The sequence below is a fragment of the Pseudoalteromonas sp. SR44-8 genome (genome assembly GCF_014163635.1).
Classification (GTDB): domain Bacteria; phylum Pseudomonadota; class Gammaproteobacteria; order Enterobacterales; family Alteromonadaceae; genus Pseudoalteromonas; species Pseudoalteromonas rhizosphaerae.
This window is the reverse complement of the sequence record NZ_JACJDS010000056.1, coordinates 1-24,656: the sequence shown is the minus strand read 5'-3', so window position 1 is coordinate 24,656 and position 24,656 is coordinate 1. Positions and strand designations below refer to the sequence as shown.

25 protein-coding genes are annotated in these 24,656 nt (G+C 40.4%); 12 read left to right on the top strand and 13 right to left on the bottom strand.

What is annotated here, in order from left to right:
• Positions 1-133: 133 nt before the first annotated feature.
• Entirely contained in the window at positions 134-295 is a 162-nt protein-coding gene (locus tag H5183_RS20355; protein ID WP_182732570.1) for a hypothetical protein, read from the bottom strand.
• A gap of 363 nt (positions 296-658) precedes the next feature.
• Between H5183_RS20355 and H5183_RS20350 the strand changes: the two genes are divergently transcribed.
• The 8 genes from H5183_RS20350 to H5183_RS20315 all read left to right on the top strand — a co-directional run bounded on the left by H5183_RS20350 (position 659) and on the right by H5183_RS20315 (position 6,737).
• On the top strand, positions 659-1,591 hold the full coding sequence (locus tag H5183_RS20350; protein ID WP_145242697.1) for a CHAD domain-containing protein: 933 nt from the start codon (positions 659-661) through the stop codon (positions 1,589-1,591).
• Between the two features lie 38 nt (positions 1,592-1,629).
• Positions 1,630-2,529 carry a DUF350 domain-containing protein gene (locus tag H5183_RS20345; protein WP_182732569.1) on the top strand — a complete coding sequence of 300 codons (900 nt, stop codon included), beginning with the start codon at positions 1,630-1,632 and terminating at the stop codon, positions 2,527-2,529.
• Between the two features lie 3 nt (positions 2,530-2,532).
• Positions 2,533-4,254: a polyamine aminopropyltransferase gene (locus H5183_RS20340; RefSeq protein ID WP_182719303.1), complete on the top strand. Its 1,722-nt coding sequence runs from the start codon at positions 2,533-2,535 to the stop codon at positions 4,252-4,254.
• A 79-nt stretch (positions 4,255-4,333) separates the two neighbouring features.
• A complete protein-coding gene (locus H5183_RS20335) occupies positions 4,334-4,747 on the top strand; it encodes a YjfI family protein (RefSeq protein ID WP_145242701.1) in 414 nt (137 codons plus the stop codon).
• 30 nt (positions 4,748-4,777) lie between these two features.
• Positions 4,778-5,470, top strand: a complete 693-nt coding sequence (locus tag H5183_RS20330; protein WP_145242702.1) for a PspA/IM30 family protein — start codon at positions 4,778-4,780, stop codon at positions 5,468-5,470.
• A gap of 65 nt (positions 5,471-5,535) precedes the next feature.
• On the top strand, positions 5,536-6,174 hold the full coding sequence (locus H5183_RS20325; RefSeq protein ID WP_182732568.1) for a hypothetical protein: 639 nt from the start codon (positions 5,536-5,538) through the stop codon (positions 6,172-6,174).
• Positions 6,171-6,488 (top strand): hypothetical protein, encoded by a 318-nt coding sequence (locus H5183_RS20320; RefSeq protein WP_145242704.1) that lies wholly within the window; start codon positions 6,171-6,173, stop codon positions 6,486-6,488. The genes H5183_RS20325 and H5183_RS20320 overlap by 4 nt, the downstream gene beginning before the upstream one ends.
• 63 nt (positions 6,489-6,551) lie before the next feature.
• Positions 6,552-6,737 carry a hypothetical protein gene (locus tag H5183_RS20315; RefSeq protein WP_145242705.1) on the top strand — a complete coding sequence of 62 codons (186 nt, stop codon included), beginning with the start codon at positions 6,552-6,554 and terminating at the stop codon, positions 6,735-6,737.
• A 19-nt stretch (positions 6,738-6,756) separates the two neighbouring features.
• Here H5183_RS20315 and H5183_RS20310 read toward each other — a convergent pair whose 3' ends face one another.
• From H5183_RS20310 to H5183_RS20290, 5 genes are all read right to left on the bottom strand, one after another.
• A complete protein-coding gene (locus H5183_RS20310) occupies positions 6,757-7,155 on the bottom strand; it encodes a hypothetical protein (RefSeq protein WP_182732567.1) in 399 nt (132 codons plus the stop codon).
• 11 nt (positions 7,156-7,166) lie between these two features.
• A complete protein-coding gene (locus H5183_RS20305) occupies positions 7,167-7,643 on the bottom strand; it encodes a hypothetical protein (RefSeq protein ID WP_182732566.1) in 477 nt (158 codons plus the stop codon).
• A gap of 117 nt (positions 7,644-7,760) precedes the next feature.
• A complete protein-coding gene (locus H5183_RS20300) occupies positions 7,761-9,137 on the bottom strand; it encodes a lyase family protein (RefSeq protein ID WP_182719307.1) in 1,377 nt (458 codons plus the stop codon).
• An 8-nt stretch (positions 9,138-9,145) separates the two neighbouring features.
• A complete protein-coding gene (locus H5183_RS20295; RefSeq protein ID WP_257325145.1) occupies positions 9,146-9,511 on the bottom strand; it encodes a hypothetical protein in 366 nt (121 codons plus the stop codon).
• Between the two features lie 98 nt (positions 9,512-9,609).
• Positions 9,610-9,789: a hypothetical protein gene (locus tag H5183_RS20290; protein WP_145242712.1), complete on the bottom strand. Its 180-nt coding sequence runs from the start codon at positions 9,787-9,789 to the stop codon at positions 9,610-9,612.
• A gap of 198 nt (positions 9,790-9,987) precedes the next feature.
• Here H5183_RS20290 and H5183_RS20285 point away from each other — a divergent pair, with 198 nt between their 5' ends.
• The gene (locus H5183_RS20285) at positions 9,988-10,578 is read left to right on the top strand and encodes a DUF938 domain-containing protein (RefSeq protein ID WP_149983352.1); all 591 of its coding nucleotides are present in this window, start codon (positions 9,988-9,990) and stop codon (positions 10,576-10,578) included.
• On the opposite strand, the gene H5183_RS20280 is transcribed toward H5183_RS20285, so the two are convergent.
• From H5183_RS20280 to H5183_RS20265, 4 genes are all read right to left on the bottom strand, one after another.
• Entirely contained in the window at positions 10,575-11,717 is a 1,143-nt protein-coding gene (locus tag H5183_RS20280; RefSeq protein ID WP_182732565.1) for a GNAT family N-acetyltransferase, read from the bottom strand. The two genes, H5183_RS20285 and H5183_RS20280, sit on opposite strands and share 4 nt — an antisense overlap.
• Positions 11,717-13,081: a carboxylesterase gene (locus H5183_RS20275; RefSeq protein WP_182732564.1), complete on the bottom strand. Its 1,365-nt coding sequence runs from the start codon at positions 13,079-13,081 to the stop codon at positions 11,717-11,719. The genes H5183_RS20280 and H5183_RS20275 overlap by 1 nt, the downstream gene beginning before the upstream one ends.
• Entirely contained in the window at positions 13,071-15,797 is a 2,727-nt protein-coding gene (locus H5183_RS20270; RefSeq protein ID WP_182732563.1) for a CHASE domain-containing protein, read from the bottom strand. Before H5183_RS20270 ends, H5183_RS20275 begins: the two co-directional genes overlap by 11 nt.
• 73 nt (positions 15,798-15,870) lie before the next feature.
• The gene (locus tag H5183_RS20265; protein ID WP_182732562.1) at positions 15,871-16,329 is read right to left on the bottom strand and encodes an Lrp/AsnC family transcriptional regulator; all 459 of its coding nucleotides are present in this window, start codon (positions 16,327-16,329) and stop codon (positions 15,871-15,873) included.
• Between the two features lie 137 nt (positions 16,330-16,466).
• Here H5183_RS20265 and H5183_RS20260 point away from each other — a divergent pair, with 137 nt between their 5' ends.
• Both H5183_RS20260 and H5183_RS20255 read left to right on the top strand, forming a co-directional pair.
• Positions 16,467-17,645 carry a monodechloroaminopyrrolnitrin synthase PrnB family protein gene (locus H5183_RS20260; RefSeq protein WP_404936112.1) on the top strand — a complete coding sequence of 393 codons (1,179 nt, stop codon included), beginning with the start codon at positions 16,467-16,469 and terminating at the stop codon, positions 17,643-17,645.
• A gap of 1 nt (position 17,646) precedes the next feature.
• Positions 17,647-18,762 carry an aminotransferase class V-fold PLP-dependent enzyme gene (locus H5183_RS20255; RefSeq protein ID WP_182732561.1) on the top strand — a complete coding sequence of 372 codons (1,116 nt, stop codon included), beginning with the start codon at positions 17,647-17,649 and terminating at the stop codon, positions 18,760-18,762.
• Between the two features lie 2 nt (positions 18,763-18,764).
• On the opposite strand, the gene H5183_RS20250 is transcribed toward H5183_RS20255, so the two are convergent.
• Positions 18,765-19,250 carry a DUF4124 domain-containing protein gene (locus tag H5183_RS20250; RefSeq protein ID WP_310736595.1) on the bottom strand — a complete coding sequence of 162 codons (486 nt, stop codon included), beginning with the start codon at positions 19,248-19,250 and terminating at the stop codon, positions 18,765-18,767.
• A 108-nt stretch (positions 19,251-19,358) separates the two neighbouring features.
• A complete protein-coding gene (locus H5183_RS20245) occupies positions 19,359-22,631 on the bottom strand; it encodes a methyl-accepting chemotaxis protein (protein ID WP_182732560.1) in 3,273 nt (1,090 codons plus the stop codon).
• A gap of 172 nt (positions 22,632-22,803) precedes the next feature.
• On the opposite strand from H5183_RS20245, the gene H5183_RS20240 reads away from it, so the two are divergent.
• Positions 22,804-24,222, top strand: coding sequence for a mannose-1-phosphate guanylyltransferase/mannose-6-phosphate isomerase (locus H5183_RS20240; protein WP_182732559.1), 1,419 nt, complete (start codon positions 22,804-22,806; stop codon positions 24,220-24,222).
• Positions 24,223-24,228: 6 nt separating this feature from the next.
• On the opposite strand, the gene H5183_RS20235 is transcribed toward H5183_RS20240, so the two are convergent.
• Entirely contained in the window at positions 24,229-24,582 is a 354-nt protein-coding gene (locus H5183_RS20235; protein ID WP_182732558.1) for a 2OG-Fe(II) oxygenase, read from the bottom strand.
• Positions 24,583-24,656: the final 74 nt, after the last annotated feature.

The window sequence follows — 24,656 nt, the reverse complement described above, 5'->3', positions numbered from 1 at the left end:
AGTGAAACGAAACAGCGCCGATGATAGTGTAGCATTTGCTATGTGAAAGTAGGACATTGCCAGGCTCCAAATTGAGAAAGCCGCTTCAGAAATGAAGCGGCTTTTTTACGTCTGTAGGAAAGCTATACGATTATTAACCCGCCACCTTTATCGCGAAGGTAGCGTTAAATTCAGCCCAATGACGTTGTTGAGCAATAGACTGCTTACGTAATAATTGAACTTGTTGTTGTAATTTTTGCACCGCGCCTTTTTTATGTTTTGCTTCTAATACCAATCGACTTAAATATTTAACCATTCTAGCGAGCTAAATAAAGCGCTAACTGCGTTATAATTTTTTCAAGTAGGACAACTACATGTCAAAATTTACGCCTTGTTATCACTGTATTTATCTGTCGCTATAAATGGTCAGTAACTTAACACGATTGGTATACTGCCATTTTTAAGTTTTAAAAACTCGCGCTCCCCAGAAGGAAATGTAAACTCGCACTCTTTATAAGTAACAGGCAAACTAGCGCTGTTTATAAATGATGATAAGTTCTTATACTTCGTAAGTAATAGACAAGTCGGCTTAATCATCATTTGTTGCAATTTCATTGTTGGTTTAATAAGTAAGCTGTGTAAAACTAGCTGGGTTAATTTAGTAAATCAGGTGACATGAATGTCGAATATAAAAGCTTGGAAACTTATCAGTTTATTTTGTTTGGTAAGCTTACTTATGGGCTGTCAATCGAAAGAAGAGCAGCTACAAGAAACAATTAAACAATCTATAGCTAAAGCTGAAGTTGAGTTAGCAGGACTTGGTAGTGCCTTAGATAACGGCTCAATTCGTAATGCCGCTTTATTAAGCGAATATGGCCGTATACTTAGCAATGAAAAGCCAGAGCTAGCTAAAATTGCTGGCGTGCTCGTGCAAGATGCAACTCGAAAAGGCCCGCTTTACTCAGGTTTGCAACAACGCTTAGCTGATATCAAAAGTACTTACCTTATTCCTCCTTACGATGAAACACTGCAAAATATTGATTTGTTGCGAGATGCTGCAAAGCCCGCTTTATTTTCGGATGCTTTGACCGATCCTATTAATATGCTTGCTGATATGTCGGGTGGCTCGCTTGCGCGTGTCGGTGCAATCAGTCAGCAGGCTGAAGGGGTTGGTGAAGGCAACCAGTTAGTCGGCAATCCTAATTATGGTAATTGGCAAACTAACAGTAGCGGTATCAGCTTTTGGCAGTGGTATGGCATGTACCGCATTTTAGGTGATGTATTTGATCGTGTTGAATATGGTAGTTGGAGCAAGCGCCGAAAGTATAGTTATTATAATGATTATGGTCGTGCGCGTTATTCTAGCCCTAAGCAAATTAAAGCACAAACCGCCGTTGAAACACGTACTAAGCAATCGTATCAACGCCAAGGTAAGCAATTCACAAGCCCTTATGCATCTAAAAAAACCGGGGCTTCTGGGTTAAGTCGTAGCAGTTATACACCACCAAAAAGTCGCAGTAGTTACTCCAAAACCAGTAGCTATAGTAAAGACTCGGGATCGGTCAGAAACAGCAATAATAGAACCTCTCGCGGTGTCAGTCGCGGTAAGTAAACGGCTATTTAAAGATTTAGTGTTGGAGTTTAAAGAATATGTACGAATTTAATGGAATAACTATGTGGTCACTACAAGCAATCGCGATTGATTTTGCGATTATTATTGCACTGTTTGTGAGCCTTAAATATATCAAAGGTTGGGTATCTAACTTACATGCCAATGATGAGATCACTGAGCGTGATAATTTTGCGTTTGGTATTAGCTTTGCTGCTGGCTTAGTTGCTTTAGCAATTGTGCTGACGGGTGTAAGCAGTGGTGCATTTGCAGTGAGCTTACAGCAAGAAGCATTGCAAATGGCAGCTTATGGTTTGTTAGCTATTGTGCTAATAAAGCTTGGGCACTTTTTTCAAGATAAAGTGGCACTGCGCAAAGTCAGCTTACATGATGAAATAGTGAAGGGTAATGTAACTGCCGCGGTGATTGATTTTGGTCATGTTGTGAGTGTGGCAATCGTGATTCGCTCAGCGCTATTTTGGGTGGCTACAGAAGGTTGGCATGGTTTACCAATCGTTATAGCAGCGTTTATTATTGGTAGCATTGCGTTATTGCTCGTGAGCCAGTATCGCGTACAACTATTTAAGCGTACTAACCGAAGTGGAGATTGCCTACAACAAGCAATTGTTGACGGTAACTTGGCTGTTGGTATTCGCTATGCTGGCTTTTTAATCGGTAGCGCGCTTGCGCTTACTGCGGCTTCAGGTATCGCGCCTTATGTTGCAGATAGCATTAACACCAGCTTGATTTTCTGGGCGATTAGCGCTTTGGTTAGTTTAATTGCATTTATCGTACTGCATTTAATTACGATTAAAATTATCCTTTCAGGTTGCGATATATCAGACGAAGTGAACCGTCAAAAAAATGTGGGTGTAGCAACTATTTCAGCGGCAATCTCGTTTGCTGTAGGCATTACCATGGCAACTCTATTAGGCGCGTAAAACTTGTCACATTCTAAGCAAAGCCCAAGTAAGTACTCCTTACTTGGGCATGATTTTTTATTAATTACTGTTATGGCCATACTCGCTGGGTGTGGCCTTATTTATGAATATCTGCTATCTCATTATGCCGGACGAGTTTTAGGCTCTGTAGAGAGCGCTATTTATGCGATGATAGGCACTATGATCGTAGCTATGGGTATAGGGGCTTTTTTAGCTCGTTGGTTTAAGGATGCCTTTACCGCCTTTGCTTGGCTTGAAAGTCTTATTGCACTTGTTGGTATGGGCTGTATCTTAGCTATAGCCAGCGTTATTGCTGTTAGTTATTCTTTACCGCATATTTTTTCTGACATTTTTAATCTACCAGCTGATGTAATTCTTAACGGCTATATATTTCAAAAACTCCAAGAGTGGTCACGATTCCTACCTTATGTATTTGGCTTATTGTTAGGTCTATTAATCGGTATGGAAATTCCACTTATCGCTCGCATACGTCAGCATGTTTATGGTCGTTTCTTAGAAAATAATGCTGGCACGATCTACGGTGCCGACTATATAGGTGCAGGTATTGGAGCGGCTATTTGGGTTAGCATTATGTTGGCTATGCCAATCATGCAGGCTGCAGCATGGACTGCGCTATTTAATATTATCGCAGGTTTGGCATTCTTATGGCGTTATCATAGCTATGTCCGTTACGCCAAACTATTACTGGTATGTCATATCGCTTTACTGGTGTTATTTGGTTTTATTTTAATGCTTGGTAGTAGCTGGATGAAAGATTTAAGTAATGTGCTTTATAAGGATAAAGTTATTTATTCTGAAGCGACTAAGTATCAGCATCTGGTGTTAACCGAGCGATTGAGCCGCAATCAACCCGATCCAATTACCGATCTTTACTTAAACGGCCGCTTACAGTTTTCTAGCATTGATGAACAAATTTATCATTCAATGTTAGTGTATCCGCCATTATTAGCCTCGAACCGTCACGATAATGTATTGATTATAGGCGGTGGTGATGGGTTAGCACTAAGAGACGTATTGAAGTGGCCTGTTAAAGAAGTCACCTTAATTGATTTAGATGCCCAGTTACTTAGTTTATTTGGTCATGATGACGATGAATTTAATCCTCCGGCAGCTATTCATGAGCGCTTAACTAAACTTAATAAGCACTCAATGGCTGATCCTCGATCGCATATTAAAGTGGGTGATGCTTTTCTTGAAGTAGAGCGGTTACTTGATGAAGGTAAGCGTTTTGATACCATCATTATTGACTTACCTGATCCGAATCATCCCGATTTAAATAAAATGTACAGTGACTATTTTTATAATCATATCCGTCAATTACTAGCCGCAGATGGTGCAATGGCTGTGCAGTCAACTTCGCCTTATCATGCTAAAAAAGCATTTTTAAGTATTGGTAAAACAGTCAAAGCGGCAGGTTTTAAGCATGTTGAGCAATACCAGCAAAATATTCCATCATTTGGCCAATGGGGATGGACGATTGCAACCACCACAGGTCAATCTGCAAGTGCGAGAATTAGCGATATAACAAGCTTACCAGTTGCTTCTAGATGGATCAGTAAAAAATATTTATTGGCAGCATTCGTATTCCCCAATCATTATTTTGAACAAATAAATGATATTGAAGTCAACCAATTAGGCTCAGGTACTTTATATGATTATTATCGTAGTGCATGGCAGATAGAAAGTGAATTGTATAAAAATTAATAAATCATGGTTGACATAATATGTCGGCCATGCGAATCTTAACTCAGACATAATATGTCAAATGACAAAAGGCAGAGACATGGAATTAAATGAACTTTCAATAAAACTAGCATCTTTTGAAACTGAAGGCGCTAACTTTGAGTCTTTCTTGATTGCCAATCCAGGCGAGCAAGATGTGTTGCAAGTCATAGTAGATGGCAATGATGAGCTTCCTATTTTTGTTACTCAGACACAAGAGCAGCTGTTATGTATTAGCTATTTGTTCGCTGATGAGGAAGTGAAGCCTGAACTACGTGATGAGTTGAATGAAACCTTATTACGTTTGAATGTACCAATCCCGCTGAGTGCATTTGCGAAGATTGATGATAAATATGCGATCTTTGGTGCTTTGTCGGTTAATTCATCGTTTGATGATATTACCCATGAGCTAGTTACTTTAGCTGATAATGCCATTGATGCATTAGAAGCGGTAACCATTTATTTAAACGATTAACAGCTAGCTATTTTAAGTGGAGTTAAGATTATGAGTATTTTAAAAAAGTTATTTACAGCAGTACGTGGCGGCGCGCGTGAAGCGGGCGAAGCAATTGTTGACGCGAATGGGATTCGTATCTTTGAACAAGAAATTGCTGATGCGCAAAACGCGCTGCAGCGTGCTAAAAAAAGCCTAACTGAAGTGATGGCTAAAGAAATGCAAACGAAGCGTAAGATTAGCGCATTAGATGCCTCAATTGCTGAGCACGAAGCGTATGCAGGTCAAGCACTTGAAAAAGGTAATGAACCGTTAGCGCTAGAAATTGCTGAGAAAATTGGCGACTTTGAAGCTGAAAAAGCAGAGCATGATCAAGTGTTAGCTGGTTTTAGCAATCACATTGTAACGTTGAAGCAGCAAGTAAAAGATGCTGAAAAATCGATCAAAGAAAACCAACGTCAGCTTACTATGGTTAAAACCACTGAAAGCGTGCAACAAGCAACAATGGCAGTAAATAGCACACTTAATACTAATAGCTCGTCGATGACGAATGCACGCCAATCACTTGAGCGTATTAAGCAACGTCAACAAGATCGTAGTGACCAGCTTGGTGCTGCTAAAGTACTTGAAGCTGACACTAATGGCGATGATCTTAAAGCTAAAATGGCTGAAGCTGGAATTGGTGATAGCAATCCAAAAAGTGCAGATATCTTAGCGCGTATTAAAGCGAAGCAAAACGGCTAACGCGCAATTACGATTATTAAAAGGTAACTTATTATAAGTTACCTTTTTTGCTTATGAGGCAGTCTATGTTTAACTTCTTTAAGTCTAAAAAAGCCCCTGAACGCCAATTAAATCACCCTAGTGAACTTAAAAAAGGTGATATGTTCACAGTGATTGATTCGTTTGCTTACCCAAGTTGGCTAAAAGGGCAAACATTGCGCGTTACCGATGTGCAAACTTATCAATATCAGCACAGTGCTGATTATGAGCTAGTACTTGAAAGTGATGCTGGCAAGGTGGTTTTTTTGCAAATAGAGCGCAGCGATGGTGAAGAGTGGGCGAATTTTTCAATCAAAATCCAACGTGATGAAGTGGATGAAATCTTCACACTGGATGAGTTTGCGCGCATCTTTGACGAAGACGATTTAACCTACTTAGAAGTGAAAAATATACCAGAGCGTTACATGCAGTTTTTAGCTAAAAGCTATCAACAAAGTGAATCACCATTTGTGTGTTATTTTCATAATAAAGATTATCGTAGCCAGCCATTACCACGCTATGAGCAAGAAGGTGGCGAACCATGCGAAATGATTTGCCTTGAGTCGAGCGATGGGAGCCATGGTTTAAACATTGAGATTTGGGATGGTGGAGAAACTGAAGTATCACTCACTTTAACCCGACCAATCACAGACATTGTTGATCTGTTCCCTGGAGATGCGCAGTGAGTAATGCAAAAGATAAATGGTTACGTCAGGAGCAGGCTGTAAGAGCCACGCAAATGGCGTTTGATCTTAGCAGTGAAGTGCAAAAATCGATAAAAAAGCAAGCCATTGATCAAGAGCTAACGCCATCCGATATGATCCGCAAAATTTTATCACTTGAGGTTAAATCAAAAAAAACGCGTCAACGTTTATCATTTAACCTTAATGATGAAGAAATAGCATTACTTGCTGAACGCTTTGGCGTTGCCCCAGATGATAAGCGGGCAGTAAAACAGCAAGTTGCTGAGTTACTGATTGCTCGAACTAGTAAACGCTAGGTTTTGCCTTCTGATTATTAAGCCCTTACACTTAGGGCTTAAATTATCAAATAATGAGTTGTTGTGAATATTATTTTAATCGCCTATCTACTAATTTTTGCTTTGTTTGGCACGGCAGCGAGTTATTTCTTACGGTTTATTTATGCCTATTGGGTTAAAAAGCAGATGCCGATGCATTTTATTTTTAAAGCAGGGATTTGTATTGTGGCGGTCGTGGTAATTTCCGCGCTGATCCCATTATTGGTATAGCGCGGTTGCAGCAGAGCGACTATTTTAGCTCAAACGACTGGCATTGCTGATCAATACATAATGCTTGCACAGGTAAAACCGGTAAACAATCATTTAAACCATTGGTTTTATTATCGGCAGTTTCTTGCTGAGTAATTTGATCCGCTAACTGTTCTGCATTTTCTTGTTGTGTGTGCAAGGTTGAGTACACTACATAGCGGCTTGGACCACCACAGGCGCGTTGGCCTACTTCAAGCACCTTACATTGAAAACTCGCGGTACAGCTATTATCTTGCACCAACTCAGCCAATGCGCTATTTAATTTAGATACATTTGCATTGCCGTTTGCTGGTGTTGAGTCAGAAGTGCTGACACAACCACTGAGGATCAGCAAACTGGTTGTTGTTACTAAAAATTTAGAATATGATGAACGACTCATATTGGTTTCCCTTAATAAACACTTGTCGCAGAGCTTTCTAGTTTAACACATTTATTTTCAATACACTGAGTCGCAGGGGCAGTCAGGTGCTGACAAATACTGATCATCTTGTTCTGTGCATTAAATTGGCTTTCAAGGCTGGTGATCTGCTGAGTTAACTTTTCAACGGCTTGCCCATTTGCCGTTTTATTAGAGTAAACAATATAGCTACTAGGGCCGCCGCACGCACGGCTACCAACCGGTAATACTTTACATTGAGAGCTGTTATCGCAGTTTAGATCTGCAATTTGTGTCTGTAATTGCTGGTGGACCTTTTTAATGTTATCTCTTGTTGCCGGAACTTCTGTTTGCGGATTTAACTTAGTCGCTTGATTATTTTTAACTAGCGCTGCAGGAGCCGGGCTAAGTTGGTTGTTATTCGGGGTCGCAGCATCAGAACAAGCCGATAAACATAACGGCAGTAGAAGCGCGATAATAAATAAGCGCATGATAAACCTTCATAGTGGTGAACAAGTAACCACCATCATACACTTTGCAGATAACACAGCAATAAAAACTATGGCATTCAAAGGTTAAACCCGACGCTAAGGACGGGTTTAATATTTTTATAGCCCGCCTTGGGTTAATTTTGCGGGATTGAGTAAAGCTTCCAGCTCACTACGTGATAGGTCAGTTTCTTGCTCAGCAACATCAAGAATTGGACGGCCATCTTGATATGCTTGTTTGGCAATTTTAGCTGCTTTAGCATAACCAATGACTGGATTAAGCGCGGTCACTAATATGGGGTTTTTGGCGAGTGCTTTGTCGATATTGGTGTGTTTCACTTTAAAGGATCGAATCGCTTTATCAGCTAATGCTTGACTACTATTTGCCAGTAACTCAATACTTTGCAAAATATTGTAAGCTATTACAGGTAACATTACATTGAGTTCGAAGTTACCTGATTGACCTGCAACAGTAATAGTTGCGTCATTACCAATCACTTGTGCACTAACCATGGCTGCCGCTTCAGGGATCACAGGATTTACTTTACCGGGCATAATTGATGAACCGGGTTGTAAAGCTTCTAGTTCGATTTCACCAAGGCCAGCTAGTGGACCTGAATTCATCCAACGTAGGTCGTTTGCTATCTTCATTTGTGCAACAGCGAGCACTTTTAGCTGCCCTGATAAAGCGACAATGGTGTCTTGCGAACCTATGTTATAAAAAAAGTTCTTGCTTGGCACAAAGCGTACACCGACGTTGGCACTGAGATTTTTACAAAATTGCTCAGCAAACAGGGGATCGGCATTTATACCAGTACCAACGGCTGTGCCTCCTTGCGCTAAAGCAGATACCCCTTCAAGGCTATAGCGGATCCCTGCCATTGCACTATCAACTTGGTGTTGCCAAGACCCTAGAGTTTGCGCAAATGTCACTGGCATAGCATCCATCAAATGAGTTCGACCCGTTTTTACGATTTCACCTATTTCTGACTTTTTGCGCTCCAACGTTTGTGATAGCTGATCCAGCGCCGGAAATAGTTCATACACCACGTTAATTACACTGCTTACAGCAATAGTGGTAGGGATCACGTCGTTAGAGCTTTGCCCCATGTTTACGTCGTCGTTGGGATGGATAACCTCATCACCATAACGACTTGCTAAAGTTGCAATCACCTCATTAGCATTCATATTAGTGCTAGTACCTGACCCTGTTTGAAATATATCAATAGGGAAGTGTTCTAAATGTTCGCCATCAATGATCTCTTGGCATGCGCGCTCGATTAACTGTGCTTTATTTTTACTGAGATGACCTAGCTCGTAGTTGCTTTGCGCTGCGGCCTGTTTGATATAAGCAAGAGCGGTAATAAACTGTTTTGGCATTACTAAATCGCTAATGCGAAAGTTATTTACAGCACGTTGAGTTTGCGCTTGATAAAGTGCATCTGTAGGGACTTGTAATTCGCCCATACTATCTGATTCGGTTCTAAATTCGCTCATGAAAACTCCTAGAAAGGGTTAAATTCGTGACTGAGAATACGGGCTTCACGCTCTAGTATCAGGTATTTCTTGATACTATTATGACTTCTATAAAAGCGCTTTAATGCCAGTAACGGTTTATAAAGTTGCTCTAAACATTGTTTGCGAATTGCACAATGGACTAAAGAGTCGCACATTTTGTTGAGGATTTCATGGAAAGTGCGTCTTAGATAGAGTTCTTGCAGCAATAGACTGTGGTTTTTTTCGTAATGACGTGCAGCACTCAGGCCAGCTTCAATGTAATTTGCCACTAAAGCTGGCGCATGTAGCCCAGGTCGCGGGCAAATACATTTCATTTGCTGTTGATAATAAAGCATAGCGTGATGTTCATGCATAAGAAAAACCGATTAACTGTAATGGTAATCATTATCATTACAGTTAATCGGTTTCGGTGCAAGTCACAAATTGTAAATATTGGCGGAAGGTGAGTTTTTTAATTGTAGCCAAGAATAAATATTTGGTCTGTTTCATGTATTAACGCCTGATTTTGTTGATTTGTTTGCGATAGTAAATCAATTACAGTGGCACGTTCATCACAGCCTATTTTATCTGTTACTGGTTTTTCACTTGCCGCAATTGCAGCGTCTAGGGCGGTATAAGGTGATATATACATAATCTTCTCCGTTTGGTTGATTCAATTAGATAAGTGCATAACTCATACCATGCTCAATATTTTTTTTATTACTTTGAATTATATAGTTTTTATATAAAATTAATTATTTAATAGCGACATCTGTTGCAAGATTTGCTTTACTAATGGGCATACTTTACCAATCTTGGTGCATCTGTATTGAGATGCTTGGAAATATATATGACGAAACCTTTCTCGCAAGCGTGTGAAAATAATAAAAATCCAATATTAAGCGTCATCACAGCATATTTAGCACAAGTCGAGAGTGTGTTAGAGGTGGGATCAGGTACGGGGCAACACAGCGTGCACTTCGCTGCTAATTTGCCTCACTTACAATGGCATACCAGTGATCGCTTGGTTAATCATAATGGTATTAAACAGTGGCTTGATGAAGCAAAGCTAGATAACTTGCACGCACCAGTAGAGTTAGATCTAAATCGCCCTTGGCCAATAAATACCGTTGATGCTATTTATACTGCTAATACGTTACACATCGTCAGCAAACCGTTAGTTGAGCAATTTTTTACTGGTGTTAATAAGCATTTAGCGTCAAAAGGTCTCGTGTGTATTTATGGCCCATTTAAATACAACGGCAACTTTACCAGTGAAAGTAATCAGCGTTTTGATGAATTTTTAAATCAGCAAGACTGCCAAAGTGGCATTCGTGATTTCGAATGGGTACAGCAATTAGCTGAGCAAGCAGGGTTAATGCTTGTTGATGATATTGCGATGCCTGCTAATAATCAGTTATTGATTTTTAAACGTCATTAGTTATCAATCTTAAAAGGTAATAATTCAGTGCATTGCTGATGATAGATGCGCATATGCTGACGCTCACGTTGTAAGTAATCTGCTATCGCAGGACTAAAAGTAGCATCCATTACGGCATGTACGGAGTGAGTAAATACCGGTGCAAAACCTCGTGCTATTTTATGCTCGCCCTGCGCACCTGAGTGAAAACACTGAAGCTGATGTTTAATACAATATTCAATACCTTGGTAATAGCAAAGCTCAAAGTGCAGGCAATCAATTTCTGCTATAGCTCCCCAATAGCGCCCGTATAGTGTGTCATTATTTTTAAAGCTCAGTGTTGCAGCGACCACTTCGTGAGCATGGATGGCATGCATGATCACCAGTTTATCGGCCATTAAGGCGTGTAATAAAATAAAAAAGTCATGATTTAAATAACCCATGTGGCCAGAGCGTTTTAAATAAGTGCGTTGGTAAAATTCGCAAAACTGGCTCATCACAGCTTTAGTTATCTGTTCACCTTGCAGCCATTTAATACTAATATTTTGCTGGGTTATTTTATTACGTTCTTTTTTCAATACTTTACGTTTTCGTGCGGTTAACTGCGCTAAAAAATCGTCAAAAGTAGCGTAGTTTTGATTTTGCCATTGAAACTGCACGCCAATACGATGCATACCTTGATGTGGTGTGAGTTGAGAGACTTGCTGTTGCGAGCAAAAGTTAATGTGCCAGCCAGACCAACCTTGTTGCTCACATTGAGCTGTTAAAGTCTTTGTTATGTACTGATACACTTGTTCTGGGTGTGAGTGTGCAATCGCAAGGCGTTGACCTTCAATAGGGCTAAACGGTGAGCCAGATAACCACTTAGGGTAATATTCTAAACCATGTTGCTGGTAAGCTTCAGCCCATGCCCAATCAAATACATATTCGCCATAAGAGTGACTTTTTAGATAGCCGGGTGCTAATGCCACCAAAGTATCATTTTGGTAAATGGCTAAATGTTGCGGTTGCCAACCAGACGCGGCTGATACGCATTGGCTTTGTTCTAATGCAAATAAAAATGCATGATCAGTAAATGGATTATCGGCAAAAAACTGCTGCCAAACAGCGGCATCTATTGCACTGATATTGGTTAACCAGCGGTGACTAAATATACTCATTATTTATTGCCCTGCGAGCCTTCAACCTGCTTTATAAACTGTTTTATATAGAGTGCTTGTTCAGTAAAGTAAGGGTTGTAAGTCAGACGTTGAAAGGTTGGAAAAGCTGCAATATTTTCTGCAGTACGCTCGCCAATATTAGGTTTTTCGGTCGTTTTACATTGCTTATACAAAGTATCATCATCGAGGTAACTGCCGCAATTGCGATAAGCGCCAGCAATACCGTAGTAAGGGTTATCAGGTGAATTAACTACGGCAATATGAGAAATACCATGAATGTTTTTACAGGTTGCATTTTTGCACTGTGGATTTAATACCCTGTAGTCTTTTGGAAAACCACTGGTAATGGTTGTTTTATCACCGTAAAAAACCAAGGTATCTAAGCTATTTGCAGGGCGTATCTTTACATCATGCAAGGCGCTTAACAATTGCAGCGATGCACGGGTATCAATGGTGGTATCTATATCACTCATCACTGAAAAAATAGCCAAGTTTGGTAATTGACGCTCGATTAGTTCTGGTAACGCGATTGAGCGCATAACATCATCGGCTGCGGTTGCAGCATTAAATGGAAACGACTCATATTTAGCAAAATCAATATCGGCGTCTTTATCTATCCAATTCACAAAGGGAATACGGTCAATCCACTTCGCCAGCCAACCATTTTTATTGTGTGGTTCAGTGGCGGGCGAAAATAGCATCAGTGCAGTTATTTTTGGGTCAACGGGCTCGACAGTTAAATAATTGAGTAACAGGGCTGCACCTGTAGAGTAGCCACCTAAAATCACCTGATCAAAATCTTTTATAGTACGTTTAATTGCATAGTCTACAGCTTGCTGCCATTGTTTGGCATTAATACTGCTTAGTGCATTAGCTGCGGTGCCATGGCCTGGTAACAGCAAAGTACGTACGGTATAGCCCTGTTGAAAGTAAATCTGTGCCAAGTCATGATAGGTAAATGGAGAGTCGGTAAGCCCATGAATCAATAGAACCGCTTTGTGGTTGTTATTTTGGCGTAATTCAAATGGCGCTATAAGATCAACTATATTAGGGGGGCTAGTACGTTGCTGTTGTTTAACTAAAAGCTGATAGGTATCAGTTAAAACAGGGCAAGGCATTGATGCGCGAGGGTTTGCCGCTAAAATATGTTGGTATGCAAAGCTTAAATAATCACTAAATGCTTGCTCACTTTGATAGGAAAAATCCGTATTAGCATTGCTTTTTTCAAACCGTAATAAGCCCTGCTTTTTGCTGTTCATAATATAGTTTAAATCAGTCAACTGAGTAACGCAGTTGGTTTGGCCGATAGCAAGGCTAGAGGTTGTTAATAAAGTGAGAGTTAGTAATATTCCATTAAGGCTCATAAACATCTACATAATTGATTAGGCACTCGGTTAGCTTATCGAGTTCGAGGGGTTTTGCAAGATGCTGATTAAAACCAATTGCTAAGGCATTGGCTTTATCCTCAGGCATTACATCAGCGGTTAAGGCAATGACGGGTAATTGTTCAGTACTTTTAATTTGACGTATCAAGGCGGTGGCTTGGTAACCGTCCATAATGGGCATTTGGCAATCCATTAACACTAAATCGAAGTCATTTATTTTAACTTGCTCTACTGCTAATTCGCCATTTTCAACCAGTGTTGGAGTGATCCCTAAAGAGCTAAGCATTGCTTTTATTACTAATTGATTGACGCTGTTATCTTCTGCAACCAGTATTTTTAGTTTGCTTAAATCAACATGCTGTTGTGTGTGCTTTGCCGTTACTTGTTGCGCAGCACACGTATTTAACTCGACAGACAGGGTAAATGTGGAGCCTTTACCTGGCTCGCTTTGTACGCTGATATCTCCAGACATTAGCAAACTAAGTTCTTTTGCGATTGTTAAACCAAGCCCAGTGCCACCAAACTTGCGTGATGTGGAATTATCAGCTTGGGTGAATGCATCAAATAATTTACTTTGCTCTGATGGCGCAATGCCGATGCCAGAGTCTTTAATAGCCAAGGTAATTTGCCTACGTTTATCGGTGATCTCCTTACAGTATGCGCTAACACTTACTTCACCTTCGCAGGTAAACTTAATGGCGTTACTACATAAGTTTAATAAAATTTGCTCAATTCGCATAACATCACCTTCAAACCAAATATCGGCTGGTAATTGGTTATCAACCTTCCAGTGAATGCCTTTTTGTTCAGCGCTTTGTTCGAACATACTGCTAATCCGGGCAAGAAGAGCATTTAAATCAAAAGGAGCGACTTCCAAGGTGAGCTTTTGAGATTCAATTTTAGAGATATCGAGTACATCATTGATTAAACTTAACAATGATTTAGAAGCTAAATTAATTTTATTTAGATAACCGATGAGAACTTCAGCGCTATCTTCACTTTTAGCTAAGGTTGAAAAACCGATCACTGCATTAAGCGGCGTACGAATTTCATGACTCATATTGGCTAAAAACCGGCTTTTAGCTTGATTCGCTAAATCAGATTGCTTTTTAGCTCTGACAAGCGAGCGAGTACGTTCCGCTACTAAGCGCGATAGAGCAATATGTTGATGATTAAATAACAGTAATACCAGTAAAATAAGTGAGCTTACAATGACCTGTAGAATAATTAAAAAGAGTGTCATGTGATTAGTTTGATGCGGTAGAAACTCATCTTTAATCGTTAAATCAACTAGCCATGTTTGCCCTGCAAAATTAATCGTGATGGTTGTAAGCTTATTGCTTTTGGTCGGCACATTTTCGGCGTTTGAATAAAACGGGTTGGTAGCATTGGCTTCATAAATAGCGATATTAAACATCTTATTTTGTGCTTGCGTGAGTGATTGAGCAAGTATGTTTTCCACTAAAAATACACCTGTTGCGTAGCCTTTAATTGAGGCAATCTCATTGTTTTGTTGATACACAGGAGCAAATAATAAATAAGCGGGTTCAGGTTTTTGTGCTTGCACTAATTGAATTATTTTAGTGCCTACAGGGCGATTTTTGATGCGTGGGTCGAGTAAAGTCTCACGGCGATCTTTACGAGAATTGAGGTTAAAACCAATAGCGGATTGATTTTCTGCAAAAGGAGCGATATAGGTAATAATCACTAATGGATCGTCGTTTGATAATGGCGCTCCTTTAATACTCGGATCAAAGTTATATGAATTATAAATTTCATCGAGCTGCTTGTTAAAATCACTGACCTGAGCTGGGGGAATTTTGCGATTCCATGAAAATGCTTTAATAAATGAATGCTCAGCCAGTAATTGGGCACTGTAGCTATCAAACTCTTGCTGACTTAAAGTTGGTGTTGATTGAATTTGGCTCGCAAGGCTTTGTACGGTTATTTGGCTAAGATTTAAATTGCGCAGTAAACTGTTTTCAATGATAGATGTTTCACGCTTGGCAATTTGTATCGCATTTGAATAAGTCTCTTGGTTGTATAGTTTAGTGGTTAAGGCGACAGAGACGAATAATACCGAGCAGACTGCGATGGTTGGCAAGGGGGTGACGTAGTGTCGTTTAAATTTAGGCTGTAGTAAGGCCAATAAAAAGGGGGTTGCGATCAGCACACCGAGTGAGTCACCTAACCACCAATAAGTAACATTTTTCCAGTGATTTTCAATGCTGTAGGCGGGATTAAATTGACTTAAAGCATAGACTCCAATATTGGCCGATATGAGGCTGACGACAATACCGACGATAAAAATAAAATAAATAATCGATTGGCGTTGTTTTAAATACAGCGGATGGCCTAGCCAGTACTTTAAAAGAGCAGCGCCAATCATGCCTTGTAGCACGGCGCCTAAGCCGATTAGCAGTACTTGTTCTAGCGTATTGCCAATTAAAACCTGATCAGTGATCGGGTTATCACCGGTACTTAAATTAAAGGCGACAGAGGCAATAAATAATGCCGGCATAAAACGCCACCACCAGATAAAACAGCCAACTAAGGCAATACCAGCAGGGAGCCAAATAGGGATGACTTGTGATTGAAAGGCAAAATTAGTCAATAACTTACCAGTTGCAAAATAAGCAACAGCAAACGATATGTAAAAAACAAAAGAACTGGATGTTGAACGAAAAATCTTCACATGCATCCTTGTTAAATATTATTTTTATAGTGATATTTCAGTATAGCGAATCGGCACTAAATAGTATTATTTTTTAAAGTGGTAGCTGCTTTTTGCTAAATGTTTGCTTTAAAACCACTGTAGACTCAATGTTAGCAATACAATCAATACTCCCTAGCTTATATTTAACAAAACTTTCGTAGCTTTCTAAATCGGTAGCAATAATCTTCAATAAGTAATCATAGCTTCCTGATATGACAGAGCACTCCAGTACATGATTCAGTTTTTCCACGTGTTCTTCAAACATATTTGCCGCACTGGCGGAATTTTGGCTCAACCGCACAAACGCATAGACCAGCACGTTTAACCCGAGTGCGCGTGGGTTTAAGGCTGCGTGATAGCCAGTGATCACCTTGCTTGCTTCAAGTTTTTTTATACGTCTCAAACAAGGGGTATCCGATAGACTTACAGTTGTTGCAAGTTCTGATACAGAGGTGCGCGCATTGCTTTGTAACAACGTTAGTAATTGTTGATCTTTTTTATCTAAACTCATAACTATGACAATAAAATTTATTTAATGGTGATTATAGAGTGAATATCACTAATTGTATGGGTTTTTATTAGTGGTTTTGCTGATTTGTGCTCTATGTTATCTGTTAACCTAAATGCAATAAAATTTGGTATGGAGTAATACCTGTGAGTAATAATACCCAGGCATTTGATGAGTGGCTCAGAACCCGCTTTGTAGAAATTAATAGTCAACTAGAGGCTATCTATTGGCAACAAGAAGATAAAGCTAACGTAGAATTTGTCGGGGAGCAATTTAAGCATCAGTTAGAGGCTGAGGGTAATGCGCATATTCGTAAGTTACTGGCAGAAGGCAATACTGATGAAGGATTTGATCGTGCGTTTGATTTACTTGGCAATGTAGGATTATTTATGGCGGCTTGTCGACGCCATGAGATCACTGAACCATCGCGCGAAACAACCTCCCCTTTAGTCGAGGCCTCGGCACTAGCCATGCATATTGGTGCATCAATTGGGGTTACTCCGCGTTTTGCGACGGCTCACTTAACCACCCATAATAAGGCGATTAATGGCCTTTATAAGCGCTTTACGGATCTGCCAGATGAAAAATTATTTATTGATTACAATACCAAAGGGATTTTAGCCTATAAGCGAGCAGCTGATGCATTATTAAAAATTCAGCCATTAGGTATTTCGCATCCGCTATGCGGTGATTTACTTAAAGTTGCCAAGCAGGCGTTGGTCGATGTGATTGAATCGAATACGGCTTTATATAATCAGTTAGACACCGAGCGATTCTTTTTCTGTGTACGTCCTTACTATAAGCCGTATCGGGTTGGCAAAGAGGTTTACCGTGGAGCCAATGCGGGAGATTTTGCCGGAATTAACGTTATAGATATGCTGTTAGGTTTATGCTTTGCCAACGAACCGAGTTACTCACAAATGCTGGTGGATAAATTTTTATATATGATGCCTGAAGATCAGCAAATTCTGCGAGAGTCTATGCGTATGCCAAGCATAATGGATGACTTTTTAGCGGCAGGAGATACCCGCCATAGCTCGTGGTTTAAAACCAATGCCAAGTTGTTTATACAAGTATGTAAGCTGCATGGCGATACTGCAATAGGTCATCATAATCAACTGGTTAGTAAGTTTATAGCTCAGCCAGCTCAACACATGCAACAGCAACATATGAATAAAGTAACTGCCAGCGGTCCGCCATTGCATGTGTTATTGGATTCTCTTGAACAATTAAGAGATCGTCGAGCAGCAGCAAAGCGTGATGATATAAGAACTCGTTATGATGATTTAGCACAATTAAAGCAATGGGTGAGTAATTAATATGTACAAAGATGACTTTAATCTTGCCGCAGGCTGTTACTTGCTAAATCACTCTGTTGGCCGTGCACTGAAAAGCAGCCAAGATGATTTTAACCAGCATTTTTTTGCTCCTTGGCAAGCGAGTAATAAAGAGCCATGGCAGCAGTGGCTGCCAGCCATTGAACGCTTTACTCAGGCGCTCAGTACATTGTTTAATTCACCGAACAGGCAATTTTGCCCACAAGTAAATTTATCGAGCGCTTTAACAAAGTTAGTTATGTCGCATCCTCGCTTACGGCAAGCTAATTGTAAGGTTTTGATGGCGCAAAGTGACTTTCCTAGCATGGGGTTTGCAATGCAAAAAGCGCTGGCTAGTAGCGCTGAAATAAAGTTTATTCCTGAACACGTAGATTTAACTGATAGCGTGCAATGGCAACAATATATTCAAACAGATATTGATTTAGTATTTATTAGTCACGCTTATTCAAATACTGGCCAGCAAGCGCCAGTAGCTGAAATTACGCAACTGTGTAAGCACGCAGGCTGTTTGAGTCTTGTTGATGTGGCGCAGTCAGCTGGTGTATTGCCTCTAGATTTAAGCCAAGTTGATGCTGATTTTATGATTGGTTCCAGCGTTAAGTGGTTATGCTCAGGTCCCGGTGCGGCATATTTATGGGTAAGCCAAGCGCAATTAAATGTGTGCGAACCACAAGATGTAGGGTGGTTTTCACATCAAAATCCATTTGAGTTTGATATTCATCACTTTGCTTATCATGATAGCGCATTGCGTTTTTGGGGCGGCACTCCATCGATTGCGCCATTTGTACTCGCAGGGCATAGCATTGGTTACTTTGCTAAATTAGGTGTTGCAACAGTGCGAGCGCACAACTTGGCGCTACTTGAACAATTAAGTGCAGAGTTTAGGCCATATTTGGTGTCACCAACAACGCCAGAAAAACGTAGCGGTACAGCTATTTTAAATTTTGGCGAGCAACAGCCAGCGGTATTAAGCGCGCTGTCTCAGGCGAATATAAGTGTCGATGCGCGAGCATATGGGGTGCGAGTTTCACCGCATATTTATAACAACAGTAGTGATATAGCACAGCTAATAAAAGTGGTTAAACAAACCCTAAGCTAAATTTATTGGCTTAGTTGCGTTTTAAACGCTTTTAACGCATCAATTTGTTGCTGATACTGCTTTATTTTCGGCTCAATGCGTTGCTCAGCTTGTGCTGTGCGTTTTGCTATCGCATCAGCAATTGAGTTTGCACCCATTTTATTTGCAGAGTCTTGCGTCATATAGTTTATTTTGGTTTTTTGTTCTGCAAGAGTATCTTGAAGTTGCTTTATTTCTCGTTGATAAACTGCAATTTCACGATCAATTTTTTGCATCGCAACATAACTATCTACAGACGCCATGATATCTTTGCTTTGTTGCGTATTAGTTGCTTGGGTCACATTAGTTGGTGGAATTTTTATTTCTTTAGCATCGTCACCACAAGGTAGTTGACTAAAGGTAGCCACGCCATCAACCGTGCATTGGTAAGCAGCCGTAGCCACAGCTGCTGGTGGTATCAGCATCGCTACGGCAGAAACCATTGTTAACTGAAGTTGTCGCAAGTACACTTATGAATCCCTAAATTTGCATTAAAATATCTAGTGCAGCTAGTTTATCAAGTTTGTTAATTTGAATCGCCAATTAATCGTTGCTATTTATTAGTGAATTTATTTTCCTTATAACGGTGCCTTTTGCAGTGAAAAATACCCGAGCAAGTGACGCATAGTGTTAGCTTGATCTGCCATTTGTTTTGCCGCAGCCATGGTTTCTTCAGTCATCGCTGAGTTTTCTTGGATCAAGGTTGTTAGGCGTTGTACCACAATATCTACCTCTTTAATTGCCTGTTGTTGGGTAATCGAAGAGCTATTGATAGACACTATCATATGGTTAACATCAGCCACAGCGCTGACAATTTGCTTTAGTTTCTCACCTGATGAATTAGCAAGGGCGGTACCGTGACTAATTTTTTGGTTGCTGTTGCTTATTATAGTTTTAATTTGTTTCGCCGAGGTTGCGCTACGTCCAGCTAATTCTCTAACCTCATTGGCAACGACCGCAAACCCGCGACCATGCTCGCCAGCTCTGGCAGCTTCTACCGCTGCGTTGAGAGCTAATAAATTGGTTTGAAATGCTATTTCATCAATAACAGAGACAATTTCATTAATATCCTTACTGGAATTATTGACCTCAACAATGGCATGAACCGTTTGTATGGATAGCTCGCCCCCTTCGGTTGCGCTCATTTGAGCGTTTTCTGCAAGCTTAACCGCTTCGTTAGCTTGCTTAGCAATGGCTGCTATTTCATCTAGCATGTTACTGCTGCTAGCACTGGCTTCTTCTAAATTGGCTGCTTGCTCTTCAGTGCGTTGACTTATTTCGGTGTTACTCTCTGCTATCTCTGCGGCGCTTTGTGATACTCTTAAGGCAGAGTCTTGGATGCTGCTAATAACACTGGTAAGTTTTTCAATCGTTTGATTTACATCTGCTTTTAATGTAGCAAATACACCTTGGTAATCCTGCTGTACTTGTTGATTTAAATTGCCTTGAGCAAGCCCGCTTAATACCTTAGTTACCTCTGCGATTGCATCTGCGGTGATGGTCAAAGAACTGTTCACATCATTTTGCAGCTGCGCTAATTGGCCTTGCATGTTTGTCTCTAGTTGTTGATTAAAATCACCGCTACGCATAGCTGCCATAACGCGCGCGAGTTCAGCAATAACAATACTCAAATTGCTAATAGAGCTATTTACATCATCTTTAAGTACATTGAGTTGGCCATTCATATCGCTATCGATTGTCTGCTCGAAGTTACCTTTACTGATCGCCAGCATAACGTTTGATATTTCACTTACAGCAGTGTCTAAACCCATAATTGAGTTATTAATATTATGCTTTAAAGTTGATAATTGGCCATTGGCACTGCAATTTACTTGTTGTTTAAAGTTGCCAGCATTTACGGCTGCCATAACATCGTTAATATTTTTAATGATTAACGCGAGATTGTCGACGCTCGCGTTGATATCATTTTTAAGTGTGGCTAACTGGCCTTGTAGAGGTTGCTCAAGGTGTTGTGAAAAATCCCCATCGTGAAGTGCGCTCATTACGCGACTGATATCACTTACTGCTCCCGCTAAACTGTGTACTGAATTATTCACACTGTTTTTTAATTGTGCCAAAGAGCCTTGTGCGGCTACCGTAACCTGTTGTTTAAAGTCACCATGTTCGATATGGCTCATTACCCCGACAATTTCAGTAATGGTGCTATTTAGCGATTGCAGAGAGCCATTTATATTTTGTTTTAAGGTGGCCAGCTGTCCCTGCATTGGGGTTGTTATTTGGCTGTTAAAATTTCCTTGGCTCATTTCATCTATAATATGATTTATTTCACTCATTGCTTGCTCTAGCGAGTCTGCGCAATTATTTGTGGCCTGTTTTAAGGAATCTAATTCACCTTTGCAGGGCGCACTAATTCGGTGGTTAAATTCACCTGCGGCCATTTTATTCATAACCGTATTGGTTTGGGAAATAGAGCTTTGCAGCGCATCAAGGAGGCAATTAAAAGCACTTGCCGATGAACCTATTTCATCATTCGAAAGCACTGGCGTTCGTACCGAAAAATCACCTTTTTGTTCAACGTGACGCATTGTGTCGACAAGTAATTGCACAGGGCGGGTGAGCGAACGAGCAAACCAAATAGCGACCAGAGTAATGGCAATGATCGATATTATTAAGGTGCTAATGAGAATCGTCGTTAAATGACTGACTGTGGCAAAAGCTTCTTTTTTATCTATTTCAGCCAGTAATGACCACTGTATACCTAATACGTTAATAGGTTGATAAGACGACAGTACTAAGGAGCCGCTATAATCGGTGATTACTTGCTGACCTTTTTTACCTTGCTGAGTAAGCTCAGTTGCCAGCGTTTTTACTTTACCTATGCTTGGATAGCGAAAAGAATTTACAACTGAGCGGTTTTCGGGGTCGAGAAAGGAATCAGAACGCATTAAAAAATCAGGTCCGACTAAATATGTCTCGCCACTTGTACCTAAGCCAGCCCGCTCAGTCATAATGACATTTAGGGCATCAATGGATAGTTGAAAAATCAAGGTGCTGGTATGTACGCCTTGGTTATAAATTGGGGTGGCGATAAAACTGGCTGGTGCATTATAAGATGGCAAATATTGCTGATAATCGACAAAGGTTATTTCATCTTCATTGATCATTTTTGCTTGTTTAAATGCCAATGCTAGGTTGCTATTAGCATAAGGTCCATCGAGTAAAGAAGTGGCAAAGTCAACTTCTTTGTAAACAGAGTAAACTACTTCAGCGCTGCGATTGTCGATGATAAAGACATCATAAAAATCAAATTTTTGCGCAAAATTTAGTAAAAAACTATGGTATTTGCTGTGTAGTAAATTGTAGTTATTATCAGCACTTGCTTGTACTAATTTTGCTTTCTCGCCAAGTGGGTATGGGTTATCTGCTAGGTATTGTGATTGCCAATATTTAGCCGTGGGTGAAAGTGTGGCAAGCAGCTCAGAAGTTGGCAATTTGTCTTCGTTTTTAAGCCGGTATTTAGTATTAAAGTCGTTGTGATAGTAATCTGCCAGCTGTTGCTCTGCTGTGCTGTCGAGAGATGTTGTATAGGGCTCTTTAAATGCACGGCTAAGTTCATCTGCTGCGGTGTGGAGTAAAGGGCTTTGTGCTAAAAATAATAATTGCGCATGTATATCGGCAAAATGCCTTTCAATGGCGCTTTTTTTAATTTCACTAACCGCTTCTAATTGAGCATAAGTTTGTTTATTTAAAGCAGTAGCCGAGTTATACAGTGCAAGACTGATGGCTATCGCCAAGGGAATTAATGCAACGAGCAAAAAGGCAATAACAAGCTTTTTAGTCAAGCCAATATTACGTACAAAATTTCCGAATGAACGGGTTTGGTTAGCCATAACAACATCCTTATCAAAGCAAAGCTGTAAACCTAATATAGGTAATTAAGATTTAGTGTAGAACAGCTTGAATTAAAAGCGAGTCGATGACGAAAAATAGATTTTTTAGTTGCTGTAATGCACTCGCTATACTCTGTTAAACTACGGGCATTCAAATTTAAGTGTGTTTGCTATGAAAAACTCCATTATTCCAGTTGTATTGGCCGGTGGTATCGGTTCGCGGTTATGGCCATTATCGCGCCAAGCTATGCCAAAACAGTTTTTACCTTTACTGGGAGATGAGTCATTATTGCAAAGTACCTTAAATAGAGTCTCTGACTCATGTTTTACTGATCCGATTTTGGTTTGTAATGAACAGCATCGCTTTATTGTCAGCAGCCAATGCCAGCAAATCGGTGTTGCAACCATGGCGTTACTATTAGAGCCTGATGGCAAAAATACTGCTCCCGCCATCGCATTGGCAGCACAATATGCATTACAGCAAGGGCTTGATAAACCTTTATTAGTGATTCCAGCCGATCATCATATTGATAACTTTGAGTTGTTAATAGAGCAACTTCCTGATGCGATAAGCTTGGCGCAACAGGGCAAGTTAATTACCTTTGCAATTGAGCCAGACTCAGCCCATTGCGGTTACGGTTATATTAAAAATGGCACTAAAATAGCATCTTCAAACTGCTATGAAGTTGATCAATTTAAAGAAAAGCCCAGTCTACTATTAGCACAGCAATATCTTGCCAGTGGCGAATATAGCTGGAACAGTGGAATGTTTTTATTCACTCCTAGCGCATACCTTGCTGAACTTGAGCGTTTTGCACCAAAAATCGCCAGTTGCATTGCAGCAGCCGCCAATTTCAGTGGTGACTTAGGTTTTACCCGTGCCAATAATGAAGTCTTAAAAAACTGTCCAAGTGATTCAATCGACTATGCTATTTTAGAACGCAGCCCAAATGTGGCGGTGCTGCCTTTAGCGCTGAATTGGAATGATGTCGGCGGTTTTAATGCGCTATGGCAAAGTGCCGATAAAGACGAGCAAGGCAATAGCCTAAGCACCGATGACGTGGTTTTACATAGCCATAACAACTTGCTCAGCGGTGAAGAAGGTCATAGTATCGCAGCTCTTGGGGTGAGTGATTTAGCGATTATTCACACCCATGATGCAACTTTAGTCGCGAGCAAAAGCCAATTAGAGCAGCTTCCGGAACTATTAAAGCAATTAGCCGTTAAGCACGGTGATAAATTGATCCATCATCAAGCCGTGTATCGACCGTGGGGTAGTTACCGAGTGTTAATTGCAGGCACCGGCTTTAAAGTGAAAAAAATTATTGTCAGCCCAGCTGGCAAACTTTCAACGCAGCGCCATCAGCACCGCGCTGAGCATTGGGTTGTCGTCTCTGGCATTGCTGATGTGCGTATTGATGGCCAAGCACACAGGCTTACTGCCGATCAATCTTGCTATATAGCCGCCGGTCACATTCACAGTTTAGCAAACACGCAAAATGAGCCACTTATTCTTATAGAAGTACAAACTGGCAGCGTTTTAGATGAAACGGATATTGAACGTTTTGACGATCAGTATGGTAGAAAATAGTGAAGATTAATCGCTTTTAACCCAGCCAATACTTAATATATAACGACTACCTTTTTCTATTTTGGTTACTGCATGCTGAGTTATATCGGGCCTAAATAGTTTTATACGCTTGCTTTGAAATAAGGTGTTTTCGCACATAAACTCACCGCCCAGTTGGGCACGTTTGATAATGAGATTTAAACGAAAATGCTTACCTTTTTTTACTTTATCTGTATGGGGCTTTATTTCACTACCAACGGGAAACTTAATTAAATAAGTATCAAACTTTACTGGCCAATGGGCGCCACACAGAAGCATTTTGTCATAGCCCGAATCTTGCCTGCCTCGCTGCCAGCGAAATAAATTTTTAAAAATAGCCATTGTATCTTTTCCTTATTACTTTAACTTCGCCAACTCGCCAACTCGCCAACTCGCCAACTCGCCAACTCGCCAAC